The sequence below is a fragment of the Siminovitchia fortis genome, assembly GCF_003605365.2.
Taxonomy (GTDB): Bacteria; Bacillota; Bacilli; order Bacillales; family Bacillaceae_C; genus Siminovitchia; species Siminovitchia fortis.
This window is the reverse complement of the sequence record NZ_QYTU02000017.1, coordinates 13,918-39,995: the sequence shown is the minus strand read 5'-3', so window position 1 is coordinate 39,995 and position 26,078 is coordinate 13,918. Positions and strand designations below refer to the sequence as shown.

Genomic DNA, 26,078 nt, shown 5'->3' with positions numbered 1-26,078 from the left:
TTAATCACCCGCTTAGAACTTAATGAGAACATATCCTTGCGATCTGAATATGGCTTTCATCCAGTTTTACACTATGAATGAAGAAAAGGAGGATTGCGGCCAATCCATCCTCCCGTTAAAACAGATCCTATTGGCAATTTATTTTCTATAGGCCGTCTTGCCGGGTATATAGAGGACCTGCCCTTCATGAACTTCCTGACTCGGGTCCATTTGATTCGCCCTTAATATTTGCTGGACGGTGACACCATACGTATCCGCCAGCCTTTCCAATGAGTCACCGTGCTGAACAAGGCGGACTTTCAGCTTTGCCGGTTCTTCTTCATCCTTTCTGGCAAAAAAATCGGCAAAGGACATGGAATGATACTTATCCTTCTTTTTCTTGGGTTTTTCATTTGGGCTCTCTTCCATTTCAACGCTCTCGTGGGTGCTGGACTCCTGTTCCTGCACTTCCTCCGCGACGCTTGAAGACGGAGCAGGTTCAACTCCTGAGGTGGAAGGAGACTCCGCGCTGTGCTTTTGAAAAAAACCTTTCAGCCTGTGAGCCACTTCATCCATGTCCATTTCCGGCAGCATCGGAAAAGGGAACGGAAACGGATTATGGTGATCATGTTGAGGAGGCTTTTGCTGGGAATTTCCCGACGACCGGGCTTCAGCTGCGAAAGGGGCATAAAGACCCTCTTCTTCTTCCTCTTCATCTTCATCGTCTTCCTCTTCGTATTCCTGTTCGTATTCGTGACTTACGTTTATTTCCGATTCTTCTTCCTCCGTATATTCCTCCAATTCTACTTCTACCGTACTTTCTTCGTCTGCCATATCTTCATCGCGTTCATCCGATTCATATGTTGGCGCAGGGTCCTTATTTTCAAGGTGCTCACTTTGACTTTCCTGCTGATCCCCCTGCAAACCATACACTTGCACTTCCGCTTCGATATTTAGGCGGGAATTTTCCGGCATGACGTAGTCAAACGATTCCACCTCAACAAAAACTTCATTCGATTGATGTACTCTATCCTCAGGAATGGTGATATCTACGGGAAACTGGTGAAAAAATTCACAGTAACCATCATCCCTGTCTTCGACCACCTGCACATACCTTCCTTTTAAAGAAGCTTCTTCTTCCGCTTCCTCTTGTGAATCTGCCGAATCTATGCGTTTATATTCCCCTGTCAGGTTCAGGCTCCCTCTCAGCATGACAAACCCTTCTTCTTCAACAATCGATATATTCGGATCTAATGATATTGAAATCAGCTCATCGACTTCCTGTCCGCTTTTAAACAAAACGGATTCTTCCAAAGAAAACTTGATAGATGAATGTCCGTTCTCAGACAAGCCAGCTCCTCCTTTCACTCCGTGCAAAATATATGGGTCAATTACATCCTATGACTGTAATGAATTATTTATGAAATAAAAAAGGGAGCCGTCATGAAACGGTTCCCTGCAATATCATTATTTATTTGCTATAACAGCGAAGGCTTTTTCAGCCGCTTCGATTGTTGCTTCGATATCTTCATCGGAATGCTCGGTTGATAGGAACAATCCTTCAAATTGGGAAGGCGGTAAAAAGATGCCGTTGTTTGCCATTTCTTTGTAATATGCAGCAAACATAGACAGATCACTTGTTTTCGCCTGATCATAATTATGGACGTCTTCATTTGTGAAAAAGAAACCAACCATGGATCCGGCACGATTGACCGTGTGTGGAATATCATATTTTGCCGCCGCCGACTTCAATCCCTGCTCCAATTTTTCAGCTTTACGATTGAACTCATCGTAAGATTCCGGCGTCAACTGGATCAATGTTTCATACCCTGCCGCCATGGCAAGCGGGTTTCCTGAAAGTGTGCCAGCTTGATAAATCGGACCGCTCGGAGCAATCTGTTCCATGATTTCGGCTTTTCCTCCGTAAGCACCCACAGGAAGACCGCCCCCAATCACTTTGCCAAGGCATGTAATGTCAGGGGTAATGCCAAAATGGCCCTGCGCACAATGGTAGCCCACACGGAAACCGGTCATGACTTCATCAAAAATGAGCAAAGCGCCATATTCCTCAGTCAATTCACGAAGGCCTTCAAGAAATCCAGGCTTTGGAGGCACGACACCCATATTTCCGGCAACCGGCTCAACGATGACGCCTGCAATATCATCTCCAAACTGTTCGAAAGCGAAACGTGCACTCTCCAAGTTGTTATATGGAACAGTAATCGTATTTTCCGCCACACTTTCAGGCACACCCGGACTGTCCGGCAGACCAAGGGTTGCCACACCGGAACCCGCTTTGATAAGAAGGGAATCCCCGTGGCCATGATAGCAGCCTTCAAATTTCATGATTTTATTGCGGCCCGTATAGCCTCTTGCCAAACGGAGGGCACTCATCGTTGCTTCTGTACCTGACGAGACCATCCGTACAATTTCAATGGAAGGCACACGTTCTTTTACAAGTTTTGCCAATTCATTTTCAATGAGGGTCGATGCGCCGAAGCTCGTACCGCTTTCCGCAACCTTCTTGATTGCTTCGACAACACGGTCATTTGTGTGGCCCAAAATGAGCGGACCCCATGATAGGACATAATCAATATATTCGTTCCCGTCAATATCAAAGATGCGTGAACCTTTCCCTCTTTCCATGAAAATCGGGTCCATGTCAACAGACTTGAATGCGCGGACAGGGCTGTTTACTCCGCCCGGCATAAGCTTAACCGCTTCTTGAAATGCTTCTTTCGATTTTTTAAAAGATCGCATGAATATAACCTCCGCTTTTCTCTATTGTCCAGTCTGTACATCGCTTAATGAACGCTTTCGCTTTTCCTTATTGTCCAGCTTCAGCGCTCAGCGACTAGCAGACTTCCTTATCCTTCCTACGATAAGTCAACATCGGCTCGCCTTTGGCTTCGCCGTGTTTCCTTTATCTCGTCAGGATTCGTCCAGTCTGTACGTCGCTTAACGAGCGCTTTCGCTTTTCCTTATTTCAGCCACCTTGCTGCATCTTTGGCAAAATAAGTGATCATCATGTCGGCTCCTGCACGTTTGATGCTTGTCAGCATTTCCATGACTATCGCTTTTTCATCCACCCAGCCGTTCAATGCTGCCGCCTTAATGAGGGAATACTCTCCGCTCACATTGTAAGCAACAAGCGGAGCATTGAATTCGTTCCTTACATCGCGAATGATATCCAAGTAGGAAAGAGCCGGTTTGACAATGAGCATATCCGCTCCTTCTTCCATATCGGACTGTGCTTCACGAAGGGCTTCCATTCTATTGGCCGGATCCATTTGATATGTTTTGCGGTCCCCAAATTGCGGAGCACTGTTCGCCGCTTCACGGAAAGGCCCGTAAAAAGCGGAAGAATATTTTACTGCATAAGACATAATCGGGATTTCCTCGAACCCCGCTTCATCCAATCCTTTTCTGATCGCGGCAACAAACCCGTCCATCATATTGGATGGCGCGATGATATCAGCACCGGCTTTCGCCTGGCTGACAGCCGTTTTCACAAGAAGTTCCAAGCTCCGATCATTTTGGACGTATCCGTCTTCGACCACGCCGCAATGCCCATGATCGGTGTATTCACAAAGGCATGTGTCAGCAATGACCAGCATCTCCGGAGCAAGTTCCTTTACAATGCGTGTGGCTTTCTGCACGATTCCGTCATCTATGTAGGCGCCTGTTCCGCATTTGTCTTTTTCATCCGGCACCCCGAAAAGAATGACCGCTTTGATGCCAAGCTCTGTAATTTCTTCAATTTCATCCTTTAGAAGATCCAATGAAATTTGAAAAGCACCAGGCATGGATGAAATTTCATTGCGCTTGTTTTCGCCTTCCACAATAAAAAGGGGATAGATAAGATCTTCCGCATGTAAGTGTGTTTCCCTTACCATTGCCCGTAAGCTTGCTGATTTTCGAAGTCTGCGATGGCGTTTGAAATGAATTTGGTCCAATGCTATTCTTCCTTTCTTTCCCGGCCAAAGTACTGGCACAGTTCATGGAACATAGAGTCTATCGTGTACTTTTCGGGGCACACTTTAACCGGGTACCCCTCATTTTCTATTGCACTTTTTGTTACTTTACCGATGCTTGCAAATGAAATTGAATGAACATGTTCTTGCAAATGGTATTGCTTTATCACTTTATTAAAATGATGGAAAGTGGAAGGACTTGTAAAACAAGCAGCATCAAGCCTGTCTTCCTTTATAATGTTGACCAGCCTGCCAATGTCCTTTGTCGGATAAAAAGTTTCGTAGACAATCCATTCATCAGCAACAATACGATGGCTTCGAAAGCTATCGGCAATCGTGGTGCCCGCCAGATTCCCTTTTGGGATCAAAGCCCGCTTGGCTGTAAATCCTTTTTCAAAAAATTCCCTTGAGAAATCTTCTGCCGTATAAATGTTGGGCATAAAATGCGACTCAATCTGATATCGGCATAATTCCGCCCTTGTTTTCTCGCCTACAGCCGCAAACTGAATATTATCTTTAAACATCTCAAATTGTTCCCGGTGGGAATCAATTTGCCGAAAAAAATACTTGACGCCATTTTTGCTTGTAAAAATGATCCAATCATATTTACTGAGTGATTGTAAAAAATGGGCAGCGTTCAAGTCTTCGTGAGAACGGAAATCGATGAGCGGGACCATATACGGGATCCCGCCGGCGGAAGCGACGTCATTACAAAACTTTTCACCCTGTTCTCCGCCCCTGGTAATCAACACATGCCTGCCTCGTAAAGGAAGCCGGTCACTTGTCATTGGTCCAGCTCCTCTTTCACGTTCTCTATTAACGTTTTCGCGCCCTGTTCAATCAGGCTTGCTGCCGCTTTTTCACCAATTTCCTTTGGATCTGTACCTTTGATCATATCCGAATAAACGGTTTTGCCGTCAGGAGAAGCAACAAGAGCCGTGAGCTGAATTTCATTGTCAGGTAAAATCTCAGCGTATCCCGCGATCGGGACTTGGCAGCTGCCATCCATTTTATGAAGGAATACACGTTCAGCTTCAACAGCCCTTGCTGTTTTTTCACATGTCAGCTTTGCCAGTTCATCCAGCAGTTCTTTATCGTCCGCCCGGCATTCGATGGCTAGTGCCCCTTGGCCGATGGCAGGCAGGCAGAGGTCCGGATCCAAATATTCCGTTACGATTTCTTCATTCCATCCCATGCGGATTAACCCGGCTGCTGCCAGAATGATGGCATCATAATCTTCATTTTCAAGCTTTGAAAGCCTCGTATCAATATTTCCCCGTATCCATTTTATTTCCAAATCCGGTCTTTGGGCCAAGATCTGGGCTCCTCTTCGCAAACTGCTCGTTCCAACGATAGACCCTGCAGGCAGCTCTTTGAGCTTAAGACCGCTTTTGGAAATGAAAGCATCACGATGATCTTCGCGCGGCGGCACACATCCGATCACCAGGCCTTCAGGAAGCTCTGCAGGCATATCTTTCATGCTGTGGACGGCCATATCAATCTCTCCGTCAAACATCGCCTGCTCTATTTCCTTGATGAACAGCCCTTTTCCGCCGATTTTGGATAATGTGACATCCAAAATACGGTCTCCCTTTGTCACAATCTCTTTCACTTCAAACTCAAAGGGAGCACCAAGCTTTTCCAACTGTTCCCGTACCCAGTTTGTCTGTGTGATTGCCAGATTGCTTCTCCTCGAGCCGATTACAATTTTTCTCATATATAATGCCTCCTATGTCCAGTTGGTCCGCCTTTATGAAAACCAAAAGTGAAACTTGGATAATCTGCTGATCAAGAAAAAGTTGATCAATACGAATAAAAAAGCTGCTGTATTCCATAATGCAAGTTTGCGTCCGAACATGACCCGTTTAACAAAAGCATATAATAAAAACCCATAGATCACCAACAAAAAAAAGGATCCGATAATCTTGGGATCATACCAATGGAAAACCGGAAGCTTAATCAATGCCCATCTGAGTCCCAGGATGAGACTTAACAGAAGCATGGGAAATCCGAGCGTGTTGAAAATAAAAGATGCTTTTTCCAGTTTCGCCAAATCGGCCAAACGCCATAACTTCTTCTTCCACCTTTTCTCTTTCAGCAGTTTAAACTGAAGCAAATAAAGGGACGAGAACACAAATGAAACCGAAAATGCTCCATACGAAAGAATCGCTATGGTTATATGGATCAACAATAATTCCGACATCAGCTGTTCAGCTGTTACAGATGATCGCTGTATGGGCGCAAAAGCATGGATGGCCATAAAGCTGAACCCTATCAGATTTGTAAAAAACACTGTGAAATCTACTTTGAAAATATGATGAAGGACCAATGAAATAGTGATGAGGACCCATGTATAAAAATATAGTCCTTCAAAAAGCGTCAATACTGGAAATCTACCAGTATTCAGCATGTACATAAACAAAAAGATTGTTTGAAGTGCCCAAACAATCAAAAGCAACCGGAAAGCAAAAATATTTGCCTTCCGATTGTGATCAACGAAATCGATAAAATAAAGCAGAATGGATAAGGCGTATATGACGATTACCAATTCTGGAAGTCTTGCCAATACAAGATCGAACATAGACTCATTCCTCTATGATTGGAATGTATGCAGCGGTGCCGCAAGTTTTATTTTCTTTTTTCCGGGATCTTTCGCATGTTTCGGCTCTTCCTGCTCTTGCTCTGCCGGAATTTCCAAATCAAAAATTTGCTTAAAGAGTGCAATTTTTTCCGAAGCATCCGGCTCACCGGAAAATTCCTTCACCTGTAGAATCGGGTCTTTCAGCAATTGGTTAATGATACTTTTAGTATGCTTGCTCAATACTTTTCTTTCGCGTTCCGTGAGGTCCGGAAGCTTCCGCTCAATGCTTTGCATCGTTTGCGCCTGAATGGACAAGGCTTTTTCACGCAAAGCCGTAATGACAGGGACGACGCCGAGCATATTCAGCCATTCCTTGAAATCCGTGATTTCTTTTTCAATCATATCCATGATTTTTTCGGCTGCCAATTTTCGCTCAGCTAAATTCGCCTGTACAATTCCTTGCAGATCATCAATATCATAGAGGAAGAAGCTGTCAATTTCTGAAATGGCGGGATCCAAGTCCCTTGGAACAGCAATATCAACAAGGAAAAGTGACCGTCCTCTCCTCATTTTATCAACCTGTGCCATCATGTCTTTCGTCAGAACGTATTCCGGCGAACCTGTGGAACTGATGACGATATCGGCTTCCATGACCGCACATTGAAGCTCGCCCAGCGGCTTGGCCTGTCCATCAAATTGATTCGCTAAATTCCTTGCTCTTTCCAGCGTACGGTTGACGACTGTGACTTTTGAAGCTCCGTTTGAATATAGGTTTTTGATGGCCAGCTCGCTCATCTTACCCGCTCCGATAATAAGCACGTGCTTGTCCTTCAATCGGCCGAAAACTTTTTTGGCAAGCTCAACTGCCGCATAACTGACAGAAACAGCATTTGCCCCGATTTCGGTTTCGGAGTGGGCACGCTTGGCCAATGTTACAGCCTGCTTCATTAAATAATTAAATATAGTTCCTGTTGTACCGTTTTCCTGGGCAAGCAGGAAGCTGTCCCTGATTTGGCCAAGGATCTGGGTCTCCCCAAGGATCATGGAGTCTAATCCGCAAGTAACTTTAAATAAATGTTCAACCGCACGGTCATGTTCATGAATGAATAAATGATCGGTAAAATCTTTTTGATCAATCTGGAACCATTCCGATAAAAACTCTTTAATATAATAACGGCCGGTATGAAGCTGGTCCACAACCGCATATACTTCCGTCCGATTGCAAGTGGAAACAATGACATTTTCCAAAATGCTCTTTTTATTTTTCAGTGCCGTCATAGCGGAAGCAAGATCGCCTTCAGCAAAGGCCAGGCGTTCCCGGACCTCAACCGGCGCTGTTTGATAATTCAAACCGACAACGATGATGTGCATATTAAAATAGGCACCTCCAAATGATAGCTCACTACCTTTAGTATATCACTACACATTAGAAGAATTCTAAAAAGATGTGAACAGAAAGCGAAACCTATGGTATATTTAAGTGCGAGGCGACTGCTTAGCCCCGAAAAGCACAAGGCTACTTGCGAGGAGGCAGGTCTTCAGCCGCCACAGCAAGGTGACTTGTGACCTCGAGGGGCTAGGAGCCGCAGCCGGATATCAGTTATGGGCGAGGCGACTGTTTTTCCCGCAATTTTTTTATCCTTACTGTCATTTAGCCTTAGCTTCCTATCTTAAAACCATTTTCAATCCTTTAGTACCATAGCAAATAAAAAGATGAAATACAAGCAAACGGTTGGGTGTGATTTTTTTGGCAAAAAAGGGAATGTTTTCAGGAGTCATCTTTTTAGGGTTTGGCCTTTACTTTCTTTTACAGCAATTTAACATACAAATTCTGCAAGGATTATATACTTGGCCTACCCTTGTCATTATTATTGGATGCGGCTTCCTTGCACAGGGCTACTTAGGCAAAGACCATGAGGCGATATTGCCGGGTGCTGTCATAACAGGAATGGGGATTCACTTTCACGTTGTCAATAAACTTGATATGTGGCAGGAGCATGCGGGGGTATTTTTATTGCTGATCGCTGTCGGCGTTTTACTTACTTATGTAAAAACGGGCGTCGGACTTATGGCGGGAATTCTATTTTTGGCGGCAGCTTCCTTGCTGCTATTTTTCGACCGGCTCGAAAACTGGGCTGTTGAGCATGGGCATGATGTATCATTGATCAGCAATTTCTGGCCGTTATTCTTCATTGCAGCCGGGGCATATTTTATATTTGCCCAAAGAAAGAAATAACGGACAGTGAACTTATACAGCTGTATGACTACCGAAGAAGCGGTGAAATTCCAAACGCTCGGTAAGGAATCCGGATAACCGCAGCCACTCTTTCGGCAATACGTTTCGGAAATGCAAAAAAGGAAGGTGCCACTTACAATCAGCACCCTCCTATTTCTACCGAAACCTTTTGGTCAATACTTTCCATGCGGTTTCCTTGCCTTCTCCTGTTTCCGAAGAAAATATAATAAGTTCGTCTTCCGGTATCATATTCAGTTTTTCCTTTGTTATTTTCGAATGCTTTGACCATTTTCCCCTTGGGATTTTATCCGCTTTTGTTGCGATGACAACGCATGGAATTTCATAGTGTTTCAGAAAATCATACATCAATACATCATCTTCTGTCGGAGGATGGCGCAGATCAACGATCAACATGACAGCCCTTAGCTCTTTCCTTGTTGTCAGGTACGTTTCGATCATTTGCCCCCAGGCTTCCCGTTCCCTTTTGGATACTTTTGCAAATCCATATCCCGGAACGTCCACGAAGTAGAGCGTCTCCTCTATCCTGTAAAAATTCAACGTTTGCGTTTTGCCCGGTTTGGAAGATGTTCTGGCCAAGCTTTTGCGGTTGATCATTTTATTGATAAAAGAAGATTTTCCAACGTTGGATCTGCCGGCTAGTGCAAATTCCGGCAGTCCGTCATCGGGATATTGGTCAGGCTTAACGGCGCTGATCACCATTTCCACATTGTTTACTTTCATTTTGCCTCTCCCATCAAAGCTTTCTCCAATACTTCATCCATATGCGTCACTGGGATGAAGGTAAGATCTTTCTTTACGCTGTCAGGAATCTCATCAATATCTTTTTCATTATCCTTCGGTAAAATAATGGTCGTCAATCCGGCTCTGTGTGCACTCATCGACTTTTCTTTCACTCCGCCGATAGGCAGTACCCTTCCCCGAAGGGTGATTTCCCCGGTCATGCCGATTTCTTTTCTGATAGGTCGGCCTGTCAAAGCGGAAACAAGTGCTGTCGCAATCGTAATCCCTGCAGATGGCCCGTCCTTTGGAACTGCACCTTCAGGAACGTGAATATGGACATCGCACTTTTCATGAAAATCATCCGAAAGCTTCAAGTCTTCCGCTTTTGAACGGACATAGCTGAAAGCGGCTTGGGCAGACTCTTTCATGACATCGCCCAATTTTCCGGTCAAAATCAGCTTTCCTTTACCCGGAGTCAAGGATACTTCGATTTGAAGCGTATCGCCCCCAACTGTTGTATAGGCAAGTCCTGTGGCTACGCCCACCTGGTCTTCAAGCTCAGCCTGGCCATAGCGGTATTTTTTCTTGCCAAGAAGATCCTCGAGATTTTTCTCTGTAACAATGACTCTTTTCCGTTCCCCGGCTACGATGATTTTAGCCGCTTTTCTGCAAATGGATGCAAGCTGGCGTTCCAGTTCACGTACGCCCGCTTCCCTTGTATAATACCGGACAATCGCCTTGATGGCATCGTCTTTGATCTGGAGCTGGCTTTTCGTTAGCCCGTGTTCCTCCATCTGCTTCGGCAGCAGATGATCCTTGGCTATATGGATTTTTTCCAATTCTGTATAACCGGCTATTGTGATGATTTCCATTCTGTCCCTGAGCGGGCCGGGGATGGTTCCCAAGTCATTGGCCGTAGCAACGAACATGACCTTTGAAAGATCATACGTTTCTTCAATATAATGGTCGCTGAACGTCTTGTTCTGTTCAGGGTCCAACACTTCCAGCATCGCAGATGACGGATCACCGCGGAAGTCATTGGACATTTTATCAATCTCATCCAGCAAAAACACCGGATTCACTGTACCCGCTTTTCTCATCCCCTGAATGATCCGTCCGGGCATTGCCCCGACATAGGTGCGTCTATGTCCCCTGATCTCGGACTCATCTCTGACTCCTCCAAGAGAAATACGGACAAAATTCCTCCCCATGGATTCGGCAATAGAACGTGCAAGGCTGGTCTTTCCCACGCCAGGCGGGCCTGCCAGGCAAAGGATCGGGCTTCTTAAAGATTTGGTCAGCTGTTTGACTGCCAAAAATTCAAGTACACGCTCTTTCACATGTTTAAGTCCGTAATGGTCCCGTTCAAGAATCTTTTCCGCTTTGCGGATGTTCAGGTCATCTTTCGTCGCATTCGTCCATGGAAGTGATACAAGCCAATCGAGGTAATTCCGAATCACAGCACTTTCTGCCGATGTTGCGGGAACTTTCTCATACCTGTCCAGTTCCCTGAACGCAGTCATCTTGGCATGTTCCGTCATCCCGGCATTTTCTATTTTTTCGGTCAGCTCGGCCACTTCACCGACTTTTCCTTCTTTCTCGCCGAGCTCCTTTTGAATGGCTTTCATCTGCTCACGCAAATAATATTCTTTTTGGGTCCTCTCCATTGATTGCTTGACCCTTTGGCCGATTTTTTTCTCCAGATTGAGGACTTCTTTTTCATTATGGATGATTTCAATAACATTGCTGAGCCTGTCTTTTACATCGAATGTTTCCAGGATGTCCTGCTTGTCCTGCAATTTTAACGGCAAATGAGATGCAACGATGTCCGCCATCCGCCCAGGCTCCTCCATATCGGCGACTGTTGCAAACGTTTCGGCCGAGATCTTCTTGGACAGCTTTATATATTGCTCAAAGTATTCAAGCATTGTTCTCATTAAAGCCTGAATTTCCACATCTTTTTCCGTTTCATCTTCAAAAAGCTCAAGGGTGGCGGCAGCGAAATCATCTTTTACAATATAATCCTTCATTTTAGCCCGCGAAAGCCCCTCTACAAGAACCCGTATCGTACCGTTGGGGAGCTTGAGCATTTGCTTTACTTTCGTCAATGTACCAACTCTGTATATGTCGTCCTCACCAGGCTCATCAATTGAAGTATCTTTTTGAGTCGTCAAAAAAATAAGATGGTCGGTGAGCATCGCCTGCTCCAATGCCTGAACGGATTTCTCCCTTCCGACATCCAGATGTAGGACCATCGTCGGAAAAACAAGCATTCCACGCAATGGCAGCAGGGGAACGAACGCCTCTTTTTGTTTGGTCACATTCGTACACCTCCCAGTAATTTTCCTTCCATTAAAAAGAAGGACTTGAACATTACCACAATTTTAGCTTATATAGACGGTTCATGTCGAGGAACAGGCGTCGATGACTTTTGCCTCTTATGCTAAACACTCTTTTTCCCCTTTCCCTGAAGCATGTCCGTAAAAACGAAATCGTGGCCATTACTGCTGATCAATGCTCCTTTCAGCACTTCTTCGATCCTTTTCACCGGTATGACTTCAATTCCTTCGATGCTTCCCAAAATTGAACTCATGTTATCCTCAGGAATGAAAACTGTCCGGGCTCCTGAGAGTTTTGCAGCCTTCACCTTAGCCAAAACTCCTCCAACCGGCCTGATATCTCCTTGAATACCAATCTCCCCCGTCATGGCGACTGTATTATCGACCGGGACTTTATAAATGGCCGAATAAATTCCCACTGCCATGGCAATCCCCGCTGAAGGACCGTCAATCGGAATGCCTCCGGGAAAATTGACATGGATATCATATTGGTGTGCGGGTACCCCCATGGACCTGAGCACAGTTAGGACATTTTCCAATGATCCTTTTGCAAGGCTTTTTCTTCTGATCGATTTCCCTTGTCCATTGATGCTCTCTTCCTCAACGATTCCTGTAATATTGATGCTCCCTTTCTCTTGAGCCGGGATAACCGTCATTTCTATTTCCAGAAGAGCCCCGCCGTTTGGCCCTGTCACTGCCAAACCATTGACGATTCCGATGGCAGGGTTTGGGGAAACTTTTTTCTCATATTTGGGAACCAGTTGGCTTGCTTCGATGATCCATTCAACATCAGCGTCAAGTATATGTTTTCTTTGTTCTGTAATCGCCAAACCTGCAGCGATTTGGATCATATTGACCGCTTCTCTTCCGCTTGACGCATAGGAAGCGAGTGTGGATAAGCCGGAATCACTGATTGAAAGCTCCACTTTATCAGCAGCTTTTTTTGCAACACTCTTAATTTCATCGCGCTCCAACTCACGAAAGAAAACTTCCATACAGCGGGATCTGATGGCCGGCGGAATTTCGCTCGGTGTTCTGGTTGTGGCACCGACAAGCCTGAAGTCAGCAGGAAGGCCTTTTTGAAAAATATCGTGGATATGCGTTGGAATTTGATTATTCTCTTCACTGTAATAGGCACTTTCCAGAAAAACTTTCCGGTCTTCCAAAACCTTTAGCAGTTTATTCATTTGGATAGGGTGAAGTTCGCCAATTTCGTCTATGAACAATACCCCCCCATGGGCATTGGAAACGGCTCCTGGCTTCGGCTGCGGGATGCCCGCCTGTCCCATGGCGCCTGCCCCTTGATAAATGGGATCATGGACCGATCCGATCAAAGGATCCGCAATCCCCCGCTCATCAAAGCGGGCAGTAGTAGCGTCCAACTCTACAAAGGCGGCTGATCGGCGAAAAGGAGAGCTCCCGTACTTCTTGGCTTCCTCCAGTACCAGCCGGGCGGCGGCAGTTTTTCCAACTCCGGGAGGCCCGTAAATAATGACATGTTGCGGGTTCGGACCGCATAACGCAGCCTTTAATGCCTTGATCCCGTCTTCCTGCCCGACAATATCGCCAAAACTCGATGGCCGTACCCGCTCGGACAAAGGCTCAGTAAGCTTGATTGCGCGCATCCTTCTCAATTGTTCCATCTCTTTTCGGGATTCCTTGTCAATGGTTACCTTCTGCGTCCTTTGATTTTTTAACAGGTTAAAAAAATACAGCCCGATGACTGTTCCAAAAAACAACTGAATGAATAAGATGACGGCAGTCCAATTCATCATATTCCCTCCTGACCACTCTTTTTCGCATATGGGTAGTATCTCCGTACAAGATCAGGAATAAACGGAATATTTCATGTGAGCGCCATTCAATAATAGCAACAAAAAACCCGGGAAGCTGTCTGTCTCCCGGATTTTTAGATAAGTTTATGCAGTTCCCTTCAACACAGTTCCATCTTCAAGAACAAGCTTTGGCGGCTTCTCGTCAAGTACCGAACCTTTCGTGATGATACATTTCTTAATATCTTCACGTGAAGGAAGATCATACATAATATCAAGCATGATGCTTTCAATAATGGAACGGAGCCCGCGTGCACCTGTCTTGCGCTCGATCGCTTTTTTGGCGATCTCGCGAAGAGCGTCTTCTTCAAACTCAAGCTCGACATGATCAAGCTCCAGCATTTTCTGATACTGTTTGACGAGCGCATTCTTCGGTTGTGTCAATATTTGAACAAGCGCTTCTTCATCAAGCTGTTCCAGACTTGCAATGACAGGCAGGCGGCCGATAAATTCAGGAATCAGGCCGAACTGCAAAAGATCTTCAGGAAGGACTTTTGATAAAAGGCCTTTTGCTTCAATATCATCCTGCTTATTATCAGATCCAAAGCCAATCACCTTCTGTCCCAAGCGGCGCTTGATGATTTGCTCAATGCCGTCGAAAGCTCCGCCGCAAATGAAGAGGATGTTCGTTGTGTCCACCTGGATGAATTCCTGATGAGGGTGCTTGCGTCCGCCTTGGGGCGGAACACTGGCAGTTGTCCCTTCAAGGATTTTCAATAACGCCTGCTGGACACCTTCACCCGAAACATCGCGGGTGATTGAAGGGTTTTCGGATTTCCGCGCCACTTTATCGATTTCATCAATATAAATGATGCCTTTTTCCGCTTTCTCCACATCATAGTCTGCGGCCTGGATCAATTTTAAAAGGATGTTTTCCACGTCTTCGCCCACGTAGCCAGCTTCAGTCAATGAAGTGGCGTCGGCAATGGCGAACGGAACGTTCAAAATACGGGCAAGCGTTTGCGCAAGAAGGGTCTTACCGCTCCCTGTCGGCCCAATCAAACAAATATTACTTTTGGACAATTCAACATCATCAATCTTGCTGTTGGAATTGATCCGCTTATAGTGGTTATATACAGCAACAGCAAGCGCTTTCTTTGCCTGCTCCTGCCCAATGACGTAATCCTTCAGAATTTCACGGATTTCACGGGGCTTCGGAATGTCTTTGAATTCAAACTCTTCTTCTGTACCAAGCTCTTCTTCAACAATTTCCGTACAGAGTTCAATACATTCATCACATATATATACACCTGGCCCAGCGACCAGTTTACGGACCTGCTCCTGAGTTTTGCCGCAAAAAGAACATTTCAACTGTCCTTTTTCTTCATTAAATTTAAACAATGAACTCTCACCCCTTTTAATAACTATACCTTAGCTTCATTGCAAAGTTGTTGCAGATGTTAAATAGTTATGTATTGCATTGTAGCATATTTTATGAACAAATATACACTTTTTCGCTCAGTAGAGATTATTATGTATGGGCCTGTACTTTTATTTATTGTAAAACAAGGCACGAGTACCCGCGCCTTGTTTTTTGTTAAGGAAATTATAAAATGCTCAGGTTGTGAGTAACTTATTTGTCACTTAATGCTGCGTCCGGCTCCGACGGACAGGAGGTCCTAGTGCCGCCGGCGCCACAGGACGTGGCGCTTTCAGGCGGCCAGCGCCTATCGACTAGCAGACTTCGCCCCTCCCCCTACGATAAGTCAACATCGGCTCCTTCGTCACCGTGTTTCCTTTATCTCGTCAAAGGTACTCCAGTCTGTACGTCGATAAACAGGCGCTTGCGCCTTTGTTCTATCATATGTTGAGTTTTTCAACGTTATGTTTGTAAATGCTATGCGCCGGCCCTGTTATCAACAAGGAAGTCGACTGCTTTTTGAATCTTAAGGTCTGCCTTGATTTGATCAGTATTGCCACCAAACGCTTCTTTAATGCTTTCAACTGGCATGCTGTACATATCAGCCATTTTTTGAAGCTCTTTATCCACATCTTCTTCGCTTGGCTCAAGATTTTCTGCTTTTGCAATCGCCTCAAGCGTCAAATTCATGCGGACACGTTTTTCAGCATCTTCTTTCATTTGGCTTTTTAGGGCTTCTTCGTCCTGCCCGGAAAATTGGTAGTAAAGATCCAGGTTCATGCCCTGCGTTTGAAGACGTTGCTCGAACTCATTCATCATGTTTTTCAGCTCATTTTCAACCATCACTTCCGGCAGGTCGATCTCTGCATTTTCAGTTGCCTTTTCAACCAGAGAGTCGCGGAGCTTATGGTCTGCCTCATGCTCTTTATTCTTTGTCAGGCGTTCCTTGATGGAAGCTTTCAGTTCATCGAGTGTTTCAGCTTCTTCATCTACGTCTTTTGCGAACTCATCGTCAAGCTCAGGAAGTTCTTTTGTTTTGATTTCGTGAACTTTCACTTTGAACACAGCAGGCTTTCCAGCCAATTCTTCCGCATGGTATTCTTCAGGAAAAGTGACAGATACGTCTTTTTCCGCTCCGGCTTCAACGCCTACAAGCTGTTCTTCAAATCCGGGAATGAAACTTCCGGAACCAAGTTCCAGCGAATAGTTCTCAGCTTTGCCGCCTTCGAACGGCTTATCATCGACAAATCCTTCGAAGTCGATTGTGACTGTGTCGCCTTCCTCTGCTGTACCTTCTTCCTTGACGACAAGCTCAGCTTGGCGCTCTTGAAGATTTTTTAATTCATTTTCAACATCTTCATCTGTGACTTCCGTATCGATTTCTTCCCCTTCAAGGCCTTTATAATCACCGAGTTTTACCTCCGGTTTCACGATTACTGTAGCTTTGAAGATCAACTCTTTCCCTTTTTCCATTTGCTCGATATCAATTTCAGGCTGATCAACCGGTTCAATGCCTGTTTCTTCCACAGCAGAAGTATAAGCCTCAGGAAGAATGGCATCCAACGCATCCTGGTAAAGGGATTCTACGCCAAAACGCTTTTCAAAAAGTGAACGGGGAATTCTTCCCTTGCGGAAACCCGGAATGTGTACTTGTTTTACAACTTTTTTAAACGCTGTATCAAGGCCTTTATCAAAAGTTTCCTGATCAACCTCAACTGTAAGGACTCCTTGATTACCCTCTAACTTTTCCCATTTTGCTGACATATTCATTACCTCCAACTACATATCTTTCGATAAATCTCTTATGTAAATCTTATTTTTTGATCTTACAATAGATGGCATAACCATTATATTATAACATAGCTTTTCAACTATTTAAAGGGAAGAAAAATTAAACAGTTGAAGGTGAATGCTGTTCAAGATCAAAAACAAATGAAATGGCCTGATCCAATTCAGCCGGGTCTACCTGGAACTTTTTGGCCGTTTTTTCATTGCTCCAATTCTCTCCGTACATTTCATGGCCGAAACCCCTGTATGCCGCTGCCCAAAGTGCAGGATTGCTCGGAGTGAACTCAAAGGGAAACAAAAGAAATTGATGGCGGAGGATCATTTCCTCCAATTGCTCAAGCAATACAGGATTCTCATTTTCCAACTCCTCATTCAATTTGGCTATTACAGCCTGGTAAAGGGGCATCTCCATCAAGTCGGGAAGTTCAGAGGGAATCACTGCGCTGTCATAATCAAACTTCTTCACTTGTACCGGCGTTTGTACCTGATGTTCCCTTAGCACATTCAAAGCGGCTGTCTGTAAAAATGGATGCGCCTGGCTGTCCTTCAAGAGATTCAGTAAAGAAGCTTTGTAAGGCTGAATATTTTTATTCGCCAAGCCGCTAATAAAAATCAATTGCTCCCTAAAGCCGCCTTTGCCAAAGCCGGATTCCGCGGACTTTTGGGAGGGGCCGCCGTTATGCTCCTTATTGTCCAATGTCCTTTTACTGAACTTTAATAACGTTTGATAATGCTCCCGCTTTTCCGGCGGAACATGCTGCTCCTCAAAAAGGGTTTCCAGTGTATGAACAACCTGCTCATGCATGTTTAACTGCATCAATATCATCAAGTAGAGATCAATGATTTCATAATAGTCACCGATCCCTTTATGAAGCATGTCCTCTGTTTTTTCCTTCGCCTTTTGATAATCGCCGCTTTCGTAATAAGCCACCGCGAGAGCCATATCGATTTCATCATCGTCATGGTCGAGTTCCCTTGCCTGTTCAAAAAAATGTGCCGCTTCCTCAAATTGCCGGTCTTTCAAACTTTCCATTCCAAATTGAAAGAGCCGCTTTTTTAACCCCGGAAATAAAATAATGTTGTCTTTTTCCATATATAACCCTTCCCAATAGCAGAACGAGCTCACCCTTTTAATGTAAGATAGTTTAGCATGTGGTTGTTTGAAAAACAAACTTCTGGCAAAAACCTCTATCGACAGGAAGGAATATTTCAAATTTTTATAGAATATATGTAAATATATGCATAGGACAAAATAACACAATTTTTTCGTTCTCTTACTTATACCCATTTGTCCAGTGCTTAATCATCCGTAAAAGCAGCCATGTAATAAGCTCGGGAAAGGAGTGGTACTAACTGGCGCATGCACTGAAGGGTGTCAAGGTGTTGGATCTGTCAAGAGTACTTGCAGGCCCTTATTGTTCAATGATTTTAGGTGACCTGGGAGCAGAAGTGGTAAAAGTGGAGACCCCTGACGGAGGGGATGACACAAGAAAATGGGGGCCGCCTTTTCAAAAGGGGGTCAGCGCCTATTACCTATGTGCTAACCGAAACAAGAAAAGCATGACAGTGAATTTGAAATCGTCGGAAGGAAAAGACATCATCAAAAAGCTTGTCAAAGAAAGTGACGTCATTATCCACAATTTTAAGACCGGGACGATGGAACGGCTCGGACTCTGTTACGACACCCTTAAAAACATTAACCCTGGCATCATTTATTGTTCCATCACAGGGTTTGGTGAAACCGGACCTTATAAAAACCTGCCCGGCTATGATTTTATCATTCAGGCAATGAGCGGTTTCATGAGCATAACAGGGGATGAAGATTCCGGACCGCAAAAAGTTGGAATCGCTATCACAGACGTATTGACAGGCTTATATTCTTGTATCGGAATTCAAGCGGCATTGCTGGAACGGGAACGGTCAGGCATTGGCCAGAAAATCGACATCGCATTATATGACAGCGCGGTCAGCGCCCTGATTAATGTCGCCAGCAATTTTTTAATGTCGGGACAAACCCCGCAAGCCTTGGGTAACAGCCATCCGAATATTGTTCCGTATCAAACTTTTCAAACCAAAGACAGCGATATTGTGGTTGCTGTCGGCAACGACCGGCAATTTGCGGTTTTATGCCGGCTGATGGGGTTTGAGGAATTGGCGGAGGATCCAAGATTTTTAACGAATCCGAAGCGAGTGGAAAATCGGGAAGTACTGATACCGATTTTACAAAAGCGGCTGATGGAAGCAGGTTCCGATGAATGGATCCGTTCTTTCCGTGAAAACAATATTCCATGCGGTCCGATCCAAACCGTCAATCATTTGGAGAATGACCCTCAGCTTCAGGCGAGGGACATCATCCAATCCATTGAACATCCTACAGCAGGCAGAATCAGATTGATCGGAAGCCCGTTAAAGCTTTCGCGAACCCCTGCCAAAGTACGCTATTATCCGCCTGATGCCGGGGAACACACAAACGAAATACTGATGGAACTTGGATATGATGAAGATTTGATCGGGTTTTTAAGGAAAAACAAAATCATTTGACGAGGGGTGCTGTAATTGAATTTCGACTTTAGCGATGAACAAATCATGTTAAGAAAAACGGTACGGAACTTTGTAGACAAGGAAATCATGCCCCATATAGCTGAATGGGATGAAAAAGGAGAATTTCACTCCGAGATCATTACCGATTTGGCGAAACTCGGCTTGATGGGAGTCTGCATCCCGGAAAAATACGGCGGGAGCGGAATGGACTATAATTCACTTGCGATTGTTTGCGAAGAGCTGGAAAGAGGCGATACGGCTTTTCGTACAGCCGTGTCTGTACATACCGGATTAAACAGCATGACGCTGCTTCAGTGGGGAACGGAGGAGCAGAAGCAAAAATATCTGGTCCCCCAGGCTAAAGGAGAAAAGATCGGCGCTTTCGGATTGACTGAGCCGAATGCAGGATCCGATGTTGCCGCCCTTCAATCAACGGCAGTCAGGGATGGCGACCATTATATACTGAATGGGCAAAAAACATGGATTTCCCTTTGTGATGTGGCCGACCACTTCCTCGTTTTCGCTTATACTGATAAAAATAAAAAACATCATGGGATTTCGGCTTTCATCGTGGAAAGAACGATGGAGGGATTTTCCTCCAAGGCGATCAAGGGCAAATTGGGAATTCGCGCCGGCAATACGGGAGAAATATTCTTTGAAAATATGAAAGTCCCCAAAGAAAACCTTCTGGGAGAAGAAGGGGAAGGTTTTAAAATTGCGATGTCCGCTTTGGACAGCGGACGCTTCACAGTGGCGGCAGGAGCCTGCGGGCAGATCATGGCCTGTCTGGAAGCAAGCGTCAAATACTGTCATGAGCGGGAAACCTTCGGCAAGAAAATCGGTGACCACCAGCTTGTCAAACAGATGATTGCCAACATGGAAGCTGGGCTGCAAATGAGCCGCCTTCTTGTGTACCGCGCAGGGGAATTGAAGAATAAAGGGGTGCGGAATACGAGAGAAACATCCCTTGCCAAATGGCAAGCGTGCGATTTTGCCAATAAAGCAGCAGATGACGCCGTTCAAATTCACGGAGCTTATGGTTATTCAAACGAATATCCAGTAGAGCGGTATTTGAGGAATTCCAAAGCTCCTGTAATATATGAAGGAACTCGCGAAATCCACACGATTATGCAGGCTGATTATGTCCTCGGCTACCGCGAGGATAAGCAGTTGAACAAAATGCTTCCTCCGTGGCCTTTTGAAGATTAGAAAAATAGAAGATGCCGTCCAGAAAATTGCGATAAAGTGATTTCCTGGGCGGCTTTTTTATGTTGAGTCTTTTAGTAAAGGAAAGTAAAGGTTCATTTTAATAGTGCCGGGTTGACGGAAATCGCTGATGCGATAATGAGCACTGATTACCGTATTGGTGACCGTTTTGCGCAGCAATCTCAATTAACGGGCACCTTTCTCTCTGTGTTCTTCCTCTTATTGCCTCTTTTCAACAATATGCACACCTCTTTTAGCCATTTCTTTTATATAGATCTCCCCTGGAACAATCTGCTCCGGCGGATATACACCCTTCCGGGTTATTCTCCCATCCCCTATCATCTGTGCTACGGCTGATATCGTATAAGCCGTAGCTCTGGCCATCGCAGTCACTTGATGCGAACGGTCTTTATACGTCACCATTTCGTACTCGTAAGTTCTGTCCTTTCCTCCTGCCTCCCCCGCTACAATCACTCTGAGCAAAACGACATCATCCTTATCCTTCAAATCAACGACAGGCTGCAATACTTTTAATAAAACATCACGCGGTTTGACCTGCTGTCCTCCGACTTTCACGCTATAATCACTGCGCGTCAAGTTCAGATCGACGAGCAGCTTGAATTTTTCACAATGGCCGGGATATCGGATTGTTTTATATTCCAGGGTTTCAAGGTCTGGATAGGACTTTGAAAGTGTGGATGTACCACCCGAAGTATGGAAGGCCTCCAATGGAGCGAATTTTTCAAAATATACTTTTTCCACCTCCGATAAAGATGGAATTTCCCGTACCTTTCCATCACGTATGACCAAGGAAGGGTCTGTATAATGGTCGAGCACACCTTCCATTGAAAAAACTTGATTATATTCCAGAGGGGGCTCCGGCCGCAAGGGAATTCCCCCAACATACAGCCTGATAGATTTCGGATTGCTTAATTTGCCTGCACCATAACCGGATAAAATATTGATCATGCCAGGCGCTACCCCAAGATCCGGGATAATTGTGACATTGGCAGTTTTCGCTTTATCATGAAGGGCGAGCACCTTATCCGTCATATGTCCGATATGGCCGCCCAAATCAACGGAATTTGTTCCCGCCAAAATAGCAGCTTTCGCCACCTGCTCATTAAAAGAGTAGAACAGGGCATTGATGACAACATCATATCCCCGCAGAAACTGAACAAGATCCTGAAAGTTTCCGGCATCCAATTGAAACGCTTTGACCTTTGGTGAACCGACCGTCCGGCATACAGCATCCGCCTGATCGAAATGAATATCCGCTATTCCAATCTCTTTTACATTTTCCGCCCCTGCAAGATCCCGCACTGCTTCCTTCCCCATCAATCCTGCGCCCAAAACGGCTATTTTCAATGGACTCACTCCCCTTCTCTTTACACATTCTATGTTTAAAAGAGTGGAAGAATTATCAGGTATATTTTCAATTGCCGTTCTTTTTCCAAAATCTGCTTGATTAAACAGTCGCTGATGATAAAATAGACTTTGTTTTCATGTTCCAAATTATTAGAGGCGTAAAACAGTTTACATAATCATCGGAGGAGTTCAATTAACATGAACAGCATCTTTGGAGTCATTTTCATCTTATTTTTAATAGGTACAGTTACAGCAGCGACATCCAAACGAAAAATAATTGTATCCGTCGCTGCTGCCAGCCTGCTGGCTTTGGCCGGCTGCTCTGACATTGACAGCACATCCGTGGATAAGAAAACAGATGAGATTCAAGCAGCTGATACAGAGACACAACAGGAAAAAGAACTGGAACCATCATCAACAACCGAGCAGAAGCCAGATAAAGAGAAATCCACTGACACATCCGGCACAGTCGATCAGATCCCTGTAACACTTGTCAAAACGATAGACGGCGACACGATCAAAGTCCGATACAATGGTAAAGAACAAAACGTCCGTTACCTTCTAATTGATACACCGGAAACAAACCACCCGCGCTTAGGAAAGCAGCCTTTCGGCGAAGAAGCGAAGGAGCGCAACGCGCAACTGGTCAACAGCGGTGATCTGACCCTTGAGTTCGATATCGGGGAACGTGTGGATAAATATGGACGATTGCTGGCCTATGTATATGTCGACGGGAAAAGTGTGCAAGAAACTTTATTGGAGGAAGGCTTGGCTCGAGTTGCCTATGTTTACCCTCCAAATACAAGGCATTTAGCCCCTTACGAAGAAGCACAAAAACGTGCCAAAGCGAAAGGGATCGGCATTTGGTCGATCGAAAACTATGCGACAGAATCAGGATTTAAAGAATCTTCTGCAGGAGAGTCAGAAGATTCACAGCAACCTGCCCCTGACCGCCGGCCTTCTGAACCGGCAGGGGGAACGGAGTATTTTCAAAACTGTACGGAACTAAGAAAGGTCTATCCGAATGGAGTGCCCGAAGGCCATCCGGCCTATCAGCCAAAAATGGACAGGGATAAAGATGGATATGCGTGTGAGAGATGAGGAACAGCCCGGGTTGGGCTGTTTTTTTAGGCTGATGAAGCAAAGAATAAAAGCTATAAAGCGGTACGGAAAGATATTATAATGAAGATATAACAACCGGGCAAAACCACAATTTCAATAAAAATTTTTAGTATGGGGGGGGTAAAATTGAACGAGGAAATTTTGAATCAAATTTTAGCGAGTGTACAGGGCTTAACCGTTCAAGTAAAGTCTGTTAAAGATGAGGTACAGAGTGTAAAAAGTGACGTACAAGGCGTTAAAGATGAAGTACAGGGCGTTAGGTCCCAAATGAATAACAGATTTGATGCGCTGGAAACACGCATGTCAAACATGGAACTGAAAATGCATGATTTAAAAGAAGAAATGAAGAATTTAGGAACGGATAATATTTCGGTGAAGCAGGCAGTCATTGAGACTAATAAAGTTGTAAAACGCATTGAACAAACACAAGAGAGTCATGAACGGACTTTGGACTTGCTCTCCAGGCGTTCTATAGATCAAGAGGCGGAGATCAAACGAATTAAATAGGTTTTCAAAAAAATAATGCATCTTCCCAAATCTGCCCCCATAGCGGCGGACACAATGTTGCTGATACAAAAAAACTGAGGAAGGGTCCTCAGTTTTTCAAGTTTTCTATGAAATGTTCAAGCCTATCCAGGGACTGCAAATTCCGGTTGCACTCTTGGCTGTCATCGCAAATATAATTCCCGCGGTTGGTGAACGTTTCTTTCCCGCTTTTTACATTTGCCATGAACAATCCCACTTCCCCATGGCGATTGCATAAAGAACAAATCCCTTTTGTTTTATGCCTGAACGTACCATGAATCCCCATTAACTTCCCTTTATAATCGAAAATGAGGAATTTTTTATCGGAACGGATATCATACCAGCCCAAATAGGTTGTTTCGGTAAAATCGATTTCCTTTAAAAACTGCAGTTTCAATTTCCCTGCTTTTGGAAAAAGCTTTCCTACCGTTTTTTCCGTTACCGGCTTAAAAGGAATGACATATGTTTTTAGATCGGCCAGAAAATTTTTCGCCTGAATATCTTCTTCAATTTCGGCAATTTTATCAAAAATCTGATGCTCTTCGATCTCAGGAAACAGATTCATTATTTTGTCCACCGCTCCATATTTGACTGCTTTCAGAACGGATGGATCCTTGACTGTAGAATGGGCATGCACCAAATGCTTCACTTGAAATTTAATAAAGTTAAATTGGTCACACCTGATAAAAGGTTGTATTTCGTTATGGCTTGTCATTATTATTAGCTCCTTATTGTAGTATAAAAATTAGAGTAAGAGACAAAGCCATTTATAAAAATTAGGCGATGATCAGATCGTCTACCTCATGCAAAGTATCGCCTGTTTTATAAGAGGCTTTGCATGAGACGCCGCAAATTCTGGCGGAAATATGTTCGCCATCTTATATCACCTCCAGTGAATAAGTATATTGTACAACAGTTTGAGTATGTCTGGTAAGTAATTTTTTTGCTTTGCGTGAAATGGGGCTTAGCAGGATATTATCCCAAAATGCACCCATTTTTTAAATTTGTCCGCATATCCCTAGCTCGTTTTACTTGGACCTGCATAATTTGTATTAATCCTATAAGGTGGTGATATTCATGGGATTCTATGGCTGTGGGCGCAGATTCAGGTACGGCGGTTATGGATATGGCGGAGGATACGGCATGCGCAATTCCTTTGCGTTAATCGTGGTGCTTTTCATTCTGTTGATTATTATTGGCGCCGCCATATTTTAACTAAACAGCCTCCGCTGCATCCGAACCGTTTCCGACTCCATTTTCGGCTCATCTTAACCTCAAGGAGCGCTTTATTCAAGCGCTCTTTTTATCAGTTTCATGTTATTACTATTTTAACTCATACATTTTGTGGCATGAAAAATAAAGCGTAATGGTAAAGCCCATATATCTCTATTCATTTTTTAAGCCTGCTGTATTGTTAATAATATACTGAATTTTGTCAAAAATGATTGGACAGACTGTATGGTATAAACGAGCAATTTTTCTATATCGCTAAGGCTGCCAATGTTCTTGAGTCATATCTTACTTCATGCCATTGTAACTGAAGCTACTTTTAATTCCTTTAAATACAGATGTAATGAACCCGATTAAGAAAGGCTTTTGATATGGATAACCTGACGTGTATTTCCACGCTTCCCGGTTGATTTGATTAAGCAGGCGTTTTTGTTCATTTATCATATATTGATACTCATAAAGATTCATCATAAGCTCCCCTTCAGCTATATTTGGTTGCTATGTTTATTTTAAGCAATGATCATCTTGATAAAATCGTACCTGTGTCTAAAATTTGCATACAAAAAAAGGCCTTATCAAGATAAGACCTTAGTCTAAGACGTTCGCCCGAGTAATCAATCAAACCAGTTATTTTTTATGGCAAAAAGGGCCGCTTGTGTACGATCTTGCAACTGCATTTTTCCCAATATCGAGGTAATGTGGGTTTTTACTGTTTTTTCTGTAACATGAAGTTCAGCCGCTATTTCCTTATTGCTCTGTCCTAAAGTAATATGGTACAGTACTTCTCTTTCCCTTGGAGTAAGGATTTGTATCCCTTTATCTGTTTCGGCTTCCTTTGTCACATGGGAAATCAGTTGATTCGTTACTTGCTGATGAAACGTTCGATTGCCTTCCATTGCTGCTTTGATTGTCTCCGCCAGAACATCGGGCTCCACGTCTTTCAACTGGTAGCCGAGGGCCCCTGCTTTAATGGCCGGCAAGACAGAATCCCGGTCGGAGAAACTTGTAAGAATAATCACCTTTACATCGGGATAGTTTTTAGAAATTTGCTTAGTCGCCTCAATCCCGTCCATCTTCGGCATTTGTACATCCATAAGCACAATGTCCGGTTTTAATTCCTCAACCTTTTTTAGCGCCTCTATCCCATTTTGCGCTTGACCGACGATTTCTATATCAGATTGAGTTTGCAGAAAAAAACGCAATCCTCTCAATACAACCAAATGATCATCGACGAGCAGCACTTTAATTTTCACATA

Annotated in this window: 23 protein-coding genes; 6 read left to right on the top strand and 17 right to left on the bottom strand. The window is 44.3% G+C overall.

Features of this window, described 5'->3' with window-relative positions; translation table 11 throughout:
- Nucleotides 1-138: 138 nt before the first annotated feature.
- The 7 genes from spoVID to hemA all read right to left on the bottom strand — a co-directional run bounded on the left by spoVID (nt 139) and on the right by hemA (nt 7,905).
- The gene (gene spoVID / locus D4N35_RS09095; RefSeq protein ID WP_164876331.1) at nt 139-1,329 is read right to left on the bottom strand and encodes a stage VI sporulation protein D; all 1,191 of its coding nucleotides are present in this window, start codon (nt 1,327-1,329) and stop codon (nt 139-141) included.
- A 117-nt stretch (nt 1,330-1,446) separates the two neighbouring features.
- Nucleotides 1,447-2,739 (bottom strand): glutamate-1-semialdehyde 2,1-aminomutase, encoded by a 1,293-nt coding sequence (gene hemL / locus D4N35_RS09090; protein WP_120072696.1) that lies wholly within the window; start codon nt 2,737-2,739, stop codon nt 1,447-1,449.
- A gap of 221 nt (nt 2,740-2,960) precedes the next feature.
- Complete coding sequence (gene hemB, locus D4N35_RS09085; protein WP_120072694.1) at nt 2,961-3,935, bottom strand: porphobilinogen synthase; 975 nt, start codon at nt 3,933-3,935, stop codon at nt 2,961-2,963.
- 2 nt (nt 3,936-3,937) lie between these two features.
- Nucleotides 3,938-4,741: a uroporphyrinogen-III synthase gene (locus tag D4N35_RS09080; RefSeq protein ID WP_120072691.1), complete on the bottom strand. Its 804-nt coding sequence runs from the start codon at nt 4,739-4,741 to the stop codon at nt 3,938-3,940.
- Nucleotides 4,738-5,670 (bottom strand): hydroxymethylbilane synthase, encoded by a 933-nt coding sequence (gene hemC, locus D4N35_RS09075; protein ID WP_120072689.1) that lies wholly within the window; start codon nt 5,668-5,670, stop codon nt 4,738-4,740. The genes D4N35_RS09080 and hemC overlap by 4 nt, the downstream gene beginning before the upstream one ends.
- A 33-nt stretch (nt 5,671-5,703) precedes the next feature.
- On the bottom strand, nt 5,704-6,534 hold the full coding sequence (gene ccsA / locus D4N35_RS09070) for a cytochrome c biogenesis protein CcsA (RefSeq protein WP_120072687.1): 831 nt from the start codon (nt 6,532-6,534) through the stop codon (nt 5,704-5,706).
- 12 nt (nt 6,535-6,546) lie between these two features.
- Entirely contained in the window at nt 6,547-7,905 is a 1,359-nt protein-coding gene (gene hemA, locus D4N35_RS09065; protein ID WP_120072685.1) for a glutamyl-tRNA reductase, read from the bottom strand.
- A 376-nt stretch (nt 7,906-8,281) separates the two neighbouring features.
- Here hemA and D4N35_RS09060 point away from each other — a divergent pair, with 376 nt between their 5' ends.
- Nucleotides 8,282-8,770, top strand: coding sequence for a LiaI-LiaF-like domain-containing protein (locus D4N35_RS09060; RefSeq protein ID WP_120072683.1), 489 nt, complete (start codon nt 8,282-8,284; stop codon nt 8,768-8,770).
- A gap of 156 nt (nt 8,771-8,926) precedes the next feature.
- On the opposite strand, the gene yihA is transcribed toward D4N35_RS09060, so the two are convergent.
- The 6 genes from yihA to D4N35_RS09030 all read right to left on the bottom strand — a co-directional run bounded on the left by yihA (nt 8,927) and on the right by D4N35_RS09030 (nt 17,923).
- On the bottom strand, nt 8,927-9,511 hold the full coding sequence (gene yihA / locus D4N35_RS09055) for a ribosome biogenesis GTP-binding protein YihA/YsxC (RefSeq protein WP_120072681.1): 585 nt from the start codon (nt 9,509-9,511) through the stop codon (nt 8,927-8,929).
- Nucleotides 9,508-11,832, bottom strand: coding sequence for an endopeptidase La (lon, locus tag D4N35_RS09050; protein WP_120072679.1), 2,325 nt, complete (start codon nt 11,830-11,832; stop codon nt 9,508-9,510). Before lon ends, yihA begins: the two co-directional genes overlap by 4 nt.
- A 122-nt stretch (nt 11,833-11,954) precedes the next feature.
- Nucleotides 11,955-13,622, bottom strand: a complete 1,668-nt coding sequence (gene lonB / locus D4N35_RS09045; RefSeq protein WP_120072677.1) for an ATP-dependent protease LonB — start codon at nt 13,620-13,622, stop codon at nt 11,955-11,957.
- A gap of 147 nt (nt 13,623-13,769) precedes the next feature.
- Nucleotides 13,770-15,023 (bottom strand): ATP-dependent protease ATP-binding subunit ClpX, encoded by a 1,254-nt coding sequence (gene clpX, locus D4N35_RS09040; RefSeq protein WP_120072675.1) that lies wholly within the window; start codon nt 15,021-15,023, stop codon nt 13,770-13,772.
- A 496-nt stretch (nt 15,024-15,519) separates the two neighbouring features.
- Nucleotides 15,520-16,806: a trigger factor gene (tig, locus tag D4N35_RS09035; RefSeq protein WP_120072672.1), complete on the bottom strand. Its 1,287-nt coding sequence runs from the start codon at nt 16,804-16,806 to the stop codon at nt 15,520-15,522.
- A 127-nt stretch (nt 16,807-16,933) separates the two neighbouring features.
- The gene (locus D4N35_RS09030) at nt 16,934-17,923 is read right to left on the bottom strand and encodes a tetratricopeptide repeat protein (RefSeq protein ID WP_164876330.1); all 990 of its coding nucleotides are present in this window, start codon (nt 17,921-17,923) and stop codon (nt 16,934-16,936) included.
- A gap of 260 nt (nt 17,924-18,183) precedes the next feature.
- On the opposite strand from D4N35_RS09030, the gene D4N35_RS09025 reads away from it, so the two are divergent.
- A complete protein-coding gene (locus D4N35_RS09025) occupies nt 18,184-19,371 on the top strand; it encodes a CaiB/BaiF CoA transferase family protein (RefSeq protein WP_120072668.1) in 1,188 nt (395 codons plus the stop codon).
- Between the two features lie 15 nt (nt 19,372-19,386).
- A complete protein-coding gene (locus D4N35_RS09020; RefSeq protein WP_120072666.1) occupies nt 19,387-20,580 on the top strand; it encodes an acyl-CoA dehydrogenase family protein in 1,194 nt (397 codons plus the stop codon).
- Nucleotides 20,581-20,796: 216 nt separating this feature from the next.
- Here the strand turns inward: D4N35_RS09020 and D4N35_RS09015 are convergent, their stop codons facing one another.
- Nucleotides 20,797-21,945: a saccharopine dehydrogenase family protein gene (locus D4N35_RS09015; RefSeq protein WP_120072664.1), complete on the bottom strand. Its 1,149-nt coding sequence runs from the start codon at nt 21,943-21,945 to the stop codon at nt 20,797-20,799.
- Nucleotides 21,946-22,143: 198 nt separating this feature from the next.
- Between D4N35_RS09015 and D4N35_RS09010 the strand changes: the two genes are divergently transcribed.
- Together D4N35_RS09010 and D4N35_RS09005 are read left to right on the top strand one after the other, a co-directional pair.
- Entirely contained in the window at nt 22,144-23,046 is a 903-nt protein-coding gene (locus tag D4N35_RS09010; protein WP_120072662.1) for a thermonuclease family protein, read from the top strand.
- 147 nt (nt 23,047-23,193) lie between these two features.
- On the top strand, nt 23,194-23,574 hold the full coding sequence (locus D4N35_RS09005; RefSeq protein WP_120072660.1) for a hypothetical protein: 381 nt from the start codon (nt 23,194-23,196) through the stop codon (nt 23,572-23,574).
- A gap of 88 nt (nt 23,575-23,662) precedes the next feature.
- Here the strand turns inward: D4N35_RS09005 and D4N35_RS09000 are convergent, their stop codons facing one another.
- Complete coding sequence (locus D4N35_RS09000; protein ID WP_120072657.1) at nt 23,663-24,307, bottom strand: FusB/FusC family EF-G-binding protein; 645 nt, start codon at nt 24,305-24,307, stop codon at nt 23,663-23,665.
- 362 nt (nt 24,308-24,669) lie between these two features.
- Between D4N35_RS09000 and D4N35_RS08995 the strand changes: the two genes are divergently transcribed.
- Entirely contained in the window at nt 24,670-24,807 is a 138-nt protein-coding gene (locus D4N35_RS08995; protein ID WP_120072655.1) for a YjcZ family sporulation protein, read from the top strand.
- Nucleotides 24,808-25,110: 303 nt separating this feature from the next.
- Here D4N35_RS08995 and D4N35_RS08990 read toward each other — a convergent pair whose 3' ends face one another.
- Both D4N35_RS08990 and D4N35_RS08985 read right to left on the bottom strand, forming a co-directional pair.
- Nucleotides 25,111-25,293, bottom strand: coding sequence for a hypothetical protein (locus D4N35_RS08990; RefSeq protein ID WP_164876329.1), 183 nt, complete (start codon nt 25,291-25,293; stop codon nt 25,111-25,113).
- Between the two features lie 143 nt (nt 25,294-25,436).
- On the bottom strand, nt 25,437-26,075 hold the full coding sequence (locus D4N35_RS08985) for a response regulator (RefSeq protein ID WP_120072650.1): 639 nt from the start codon (nt 26,073-26,075) through the stop codon (nt 25,437-25,439).
- Nucleotides 26,076-26,078: the final 3 nt, after the last annotated feature.

Bases quoted from the DNA above. Each gene is read 5' to 3' on its own strand.
- D4N35_RS09000 (WP_120072657.1), bottom strand. From the start codon at position 24,307: ATGACAAGCCATAACGAAATACAACCTTTTATCAGGTGTGACCAATTT.
- D4N35_RS08995 (WP_120072655.1), top strand. From the start codon at position 24,670: ATGGGATTCTATGGCTGTGGGCGCAGATTCAGGTACGGCGGTTATGGA.
- D4N35_RS09010 (WP_120072662.1), top strand. From the start codon at position 22,144: ATGAACAGCATCTTTGGAGTCATTTTCATCTTATTTTTAATAGGTACA.
- tig (WP_120072672.1), bottom strand. From the start codon at position 16,806: ATGTCAGCAAAATGGGAAAAGTTAGAGGGTAATCAAGGAGTCCTTACA.
- hemC (WP_120072689.1), bottom strand. From the start codon at position 5,670: ATGAGAAAAATTGTAATCGGCTCGAGGAGAAGCAATCTGGCAATCACA.
- D4N35_RS08990 (WP_164876329.1), bottom strand. From the start codon at position 25,293: ATGATGAATCTTTATGAGTATCAATATATGATAAATGAACAAAAACGC.
- hemA (WP_120072685.1), bottom strand. From the start codon at position 7,905: ATGCACATCATCGTTGTCGGTTTGAATTATCAAACAGCGCCGGTTGAG.
- ccsA (WP_120072687.1), bottom strand. From the start codon at position 6,534: ATGTTCGATCTTGTATTGGCAAGACTTCCAGAATTGGTAATCGTCATA.
- D4N35_RS09080 (WP_120072691.1), bottom strand. From the start codon at position 4,741: ATGACAAGTGACCGGCTTCCTTTACGAGGCAGGCATGTGTTGATTACC.
- yihA (WP_120072681.1), bottom strand. From the start codon at position 9,511: ATGAAAGTAAACAATGTGGAAATGGTGATCAGCGCCGTTAAGCCTGAC.
- lonB (WP_120072677.1), bottom strand. From the start codon at position 13,622: ATGAATTGGACTGCCGTCATCTTATTCATTCAGTTGTTTTTTGGAACA.
- hemL (WP_120072696.1), bottom strand. From the start codon at position 2,739: ATGCGATCTTTTAAAAAATCGAAAGAAGCATTTCAAGAAGCGGTTAAG.
- D4N35_RS09030 (WP_164876330.1), bottom strand. From the start codon at position 17,923: ATGGAAAAAGACAACATTATTTTATTTCCGGGGTTAAAAAAGCGGCTC.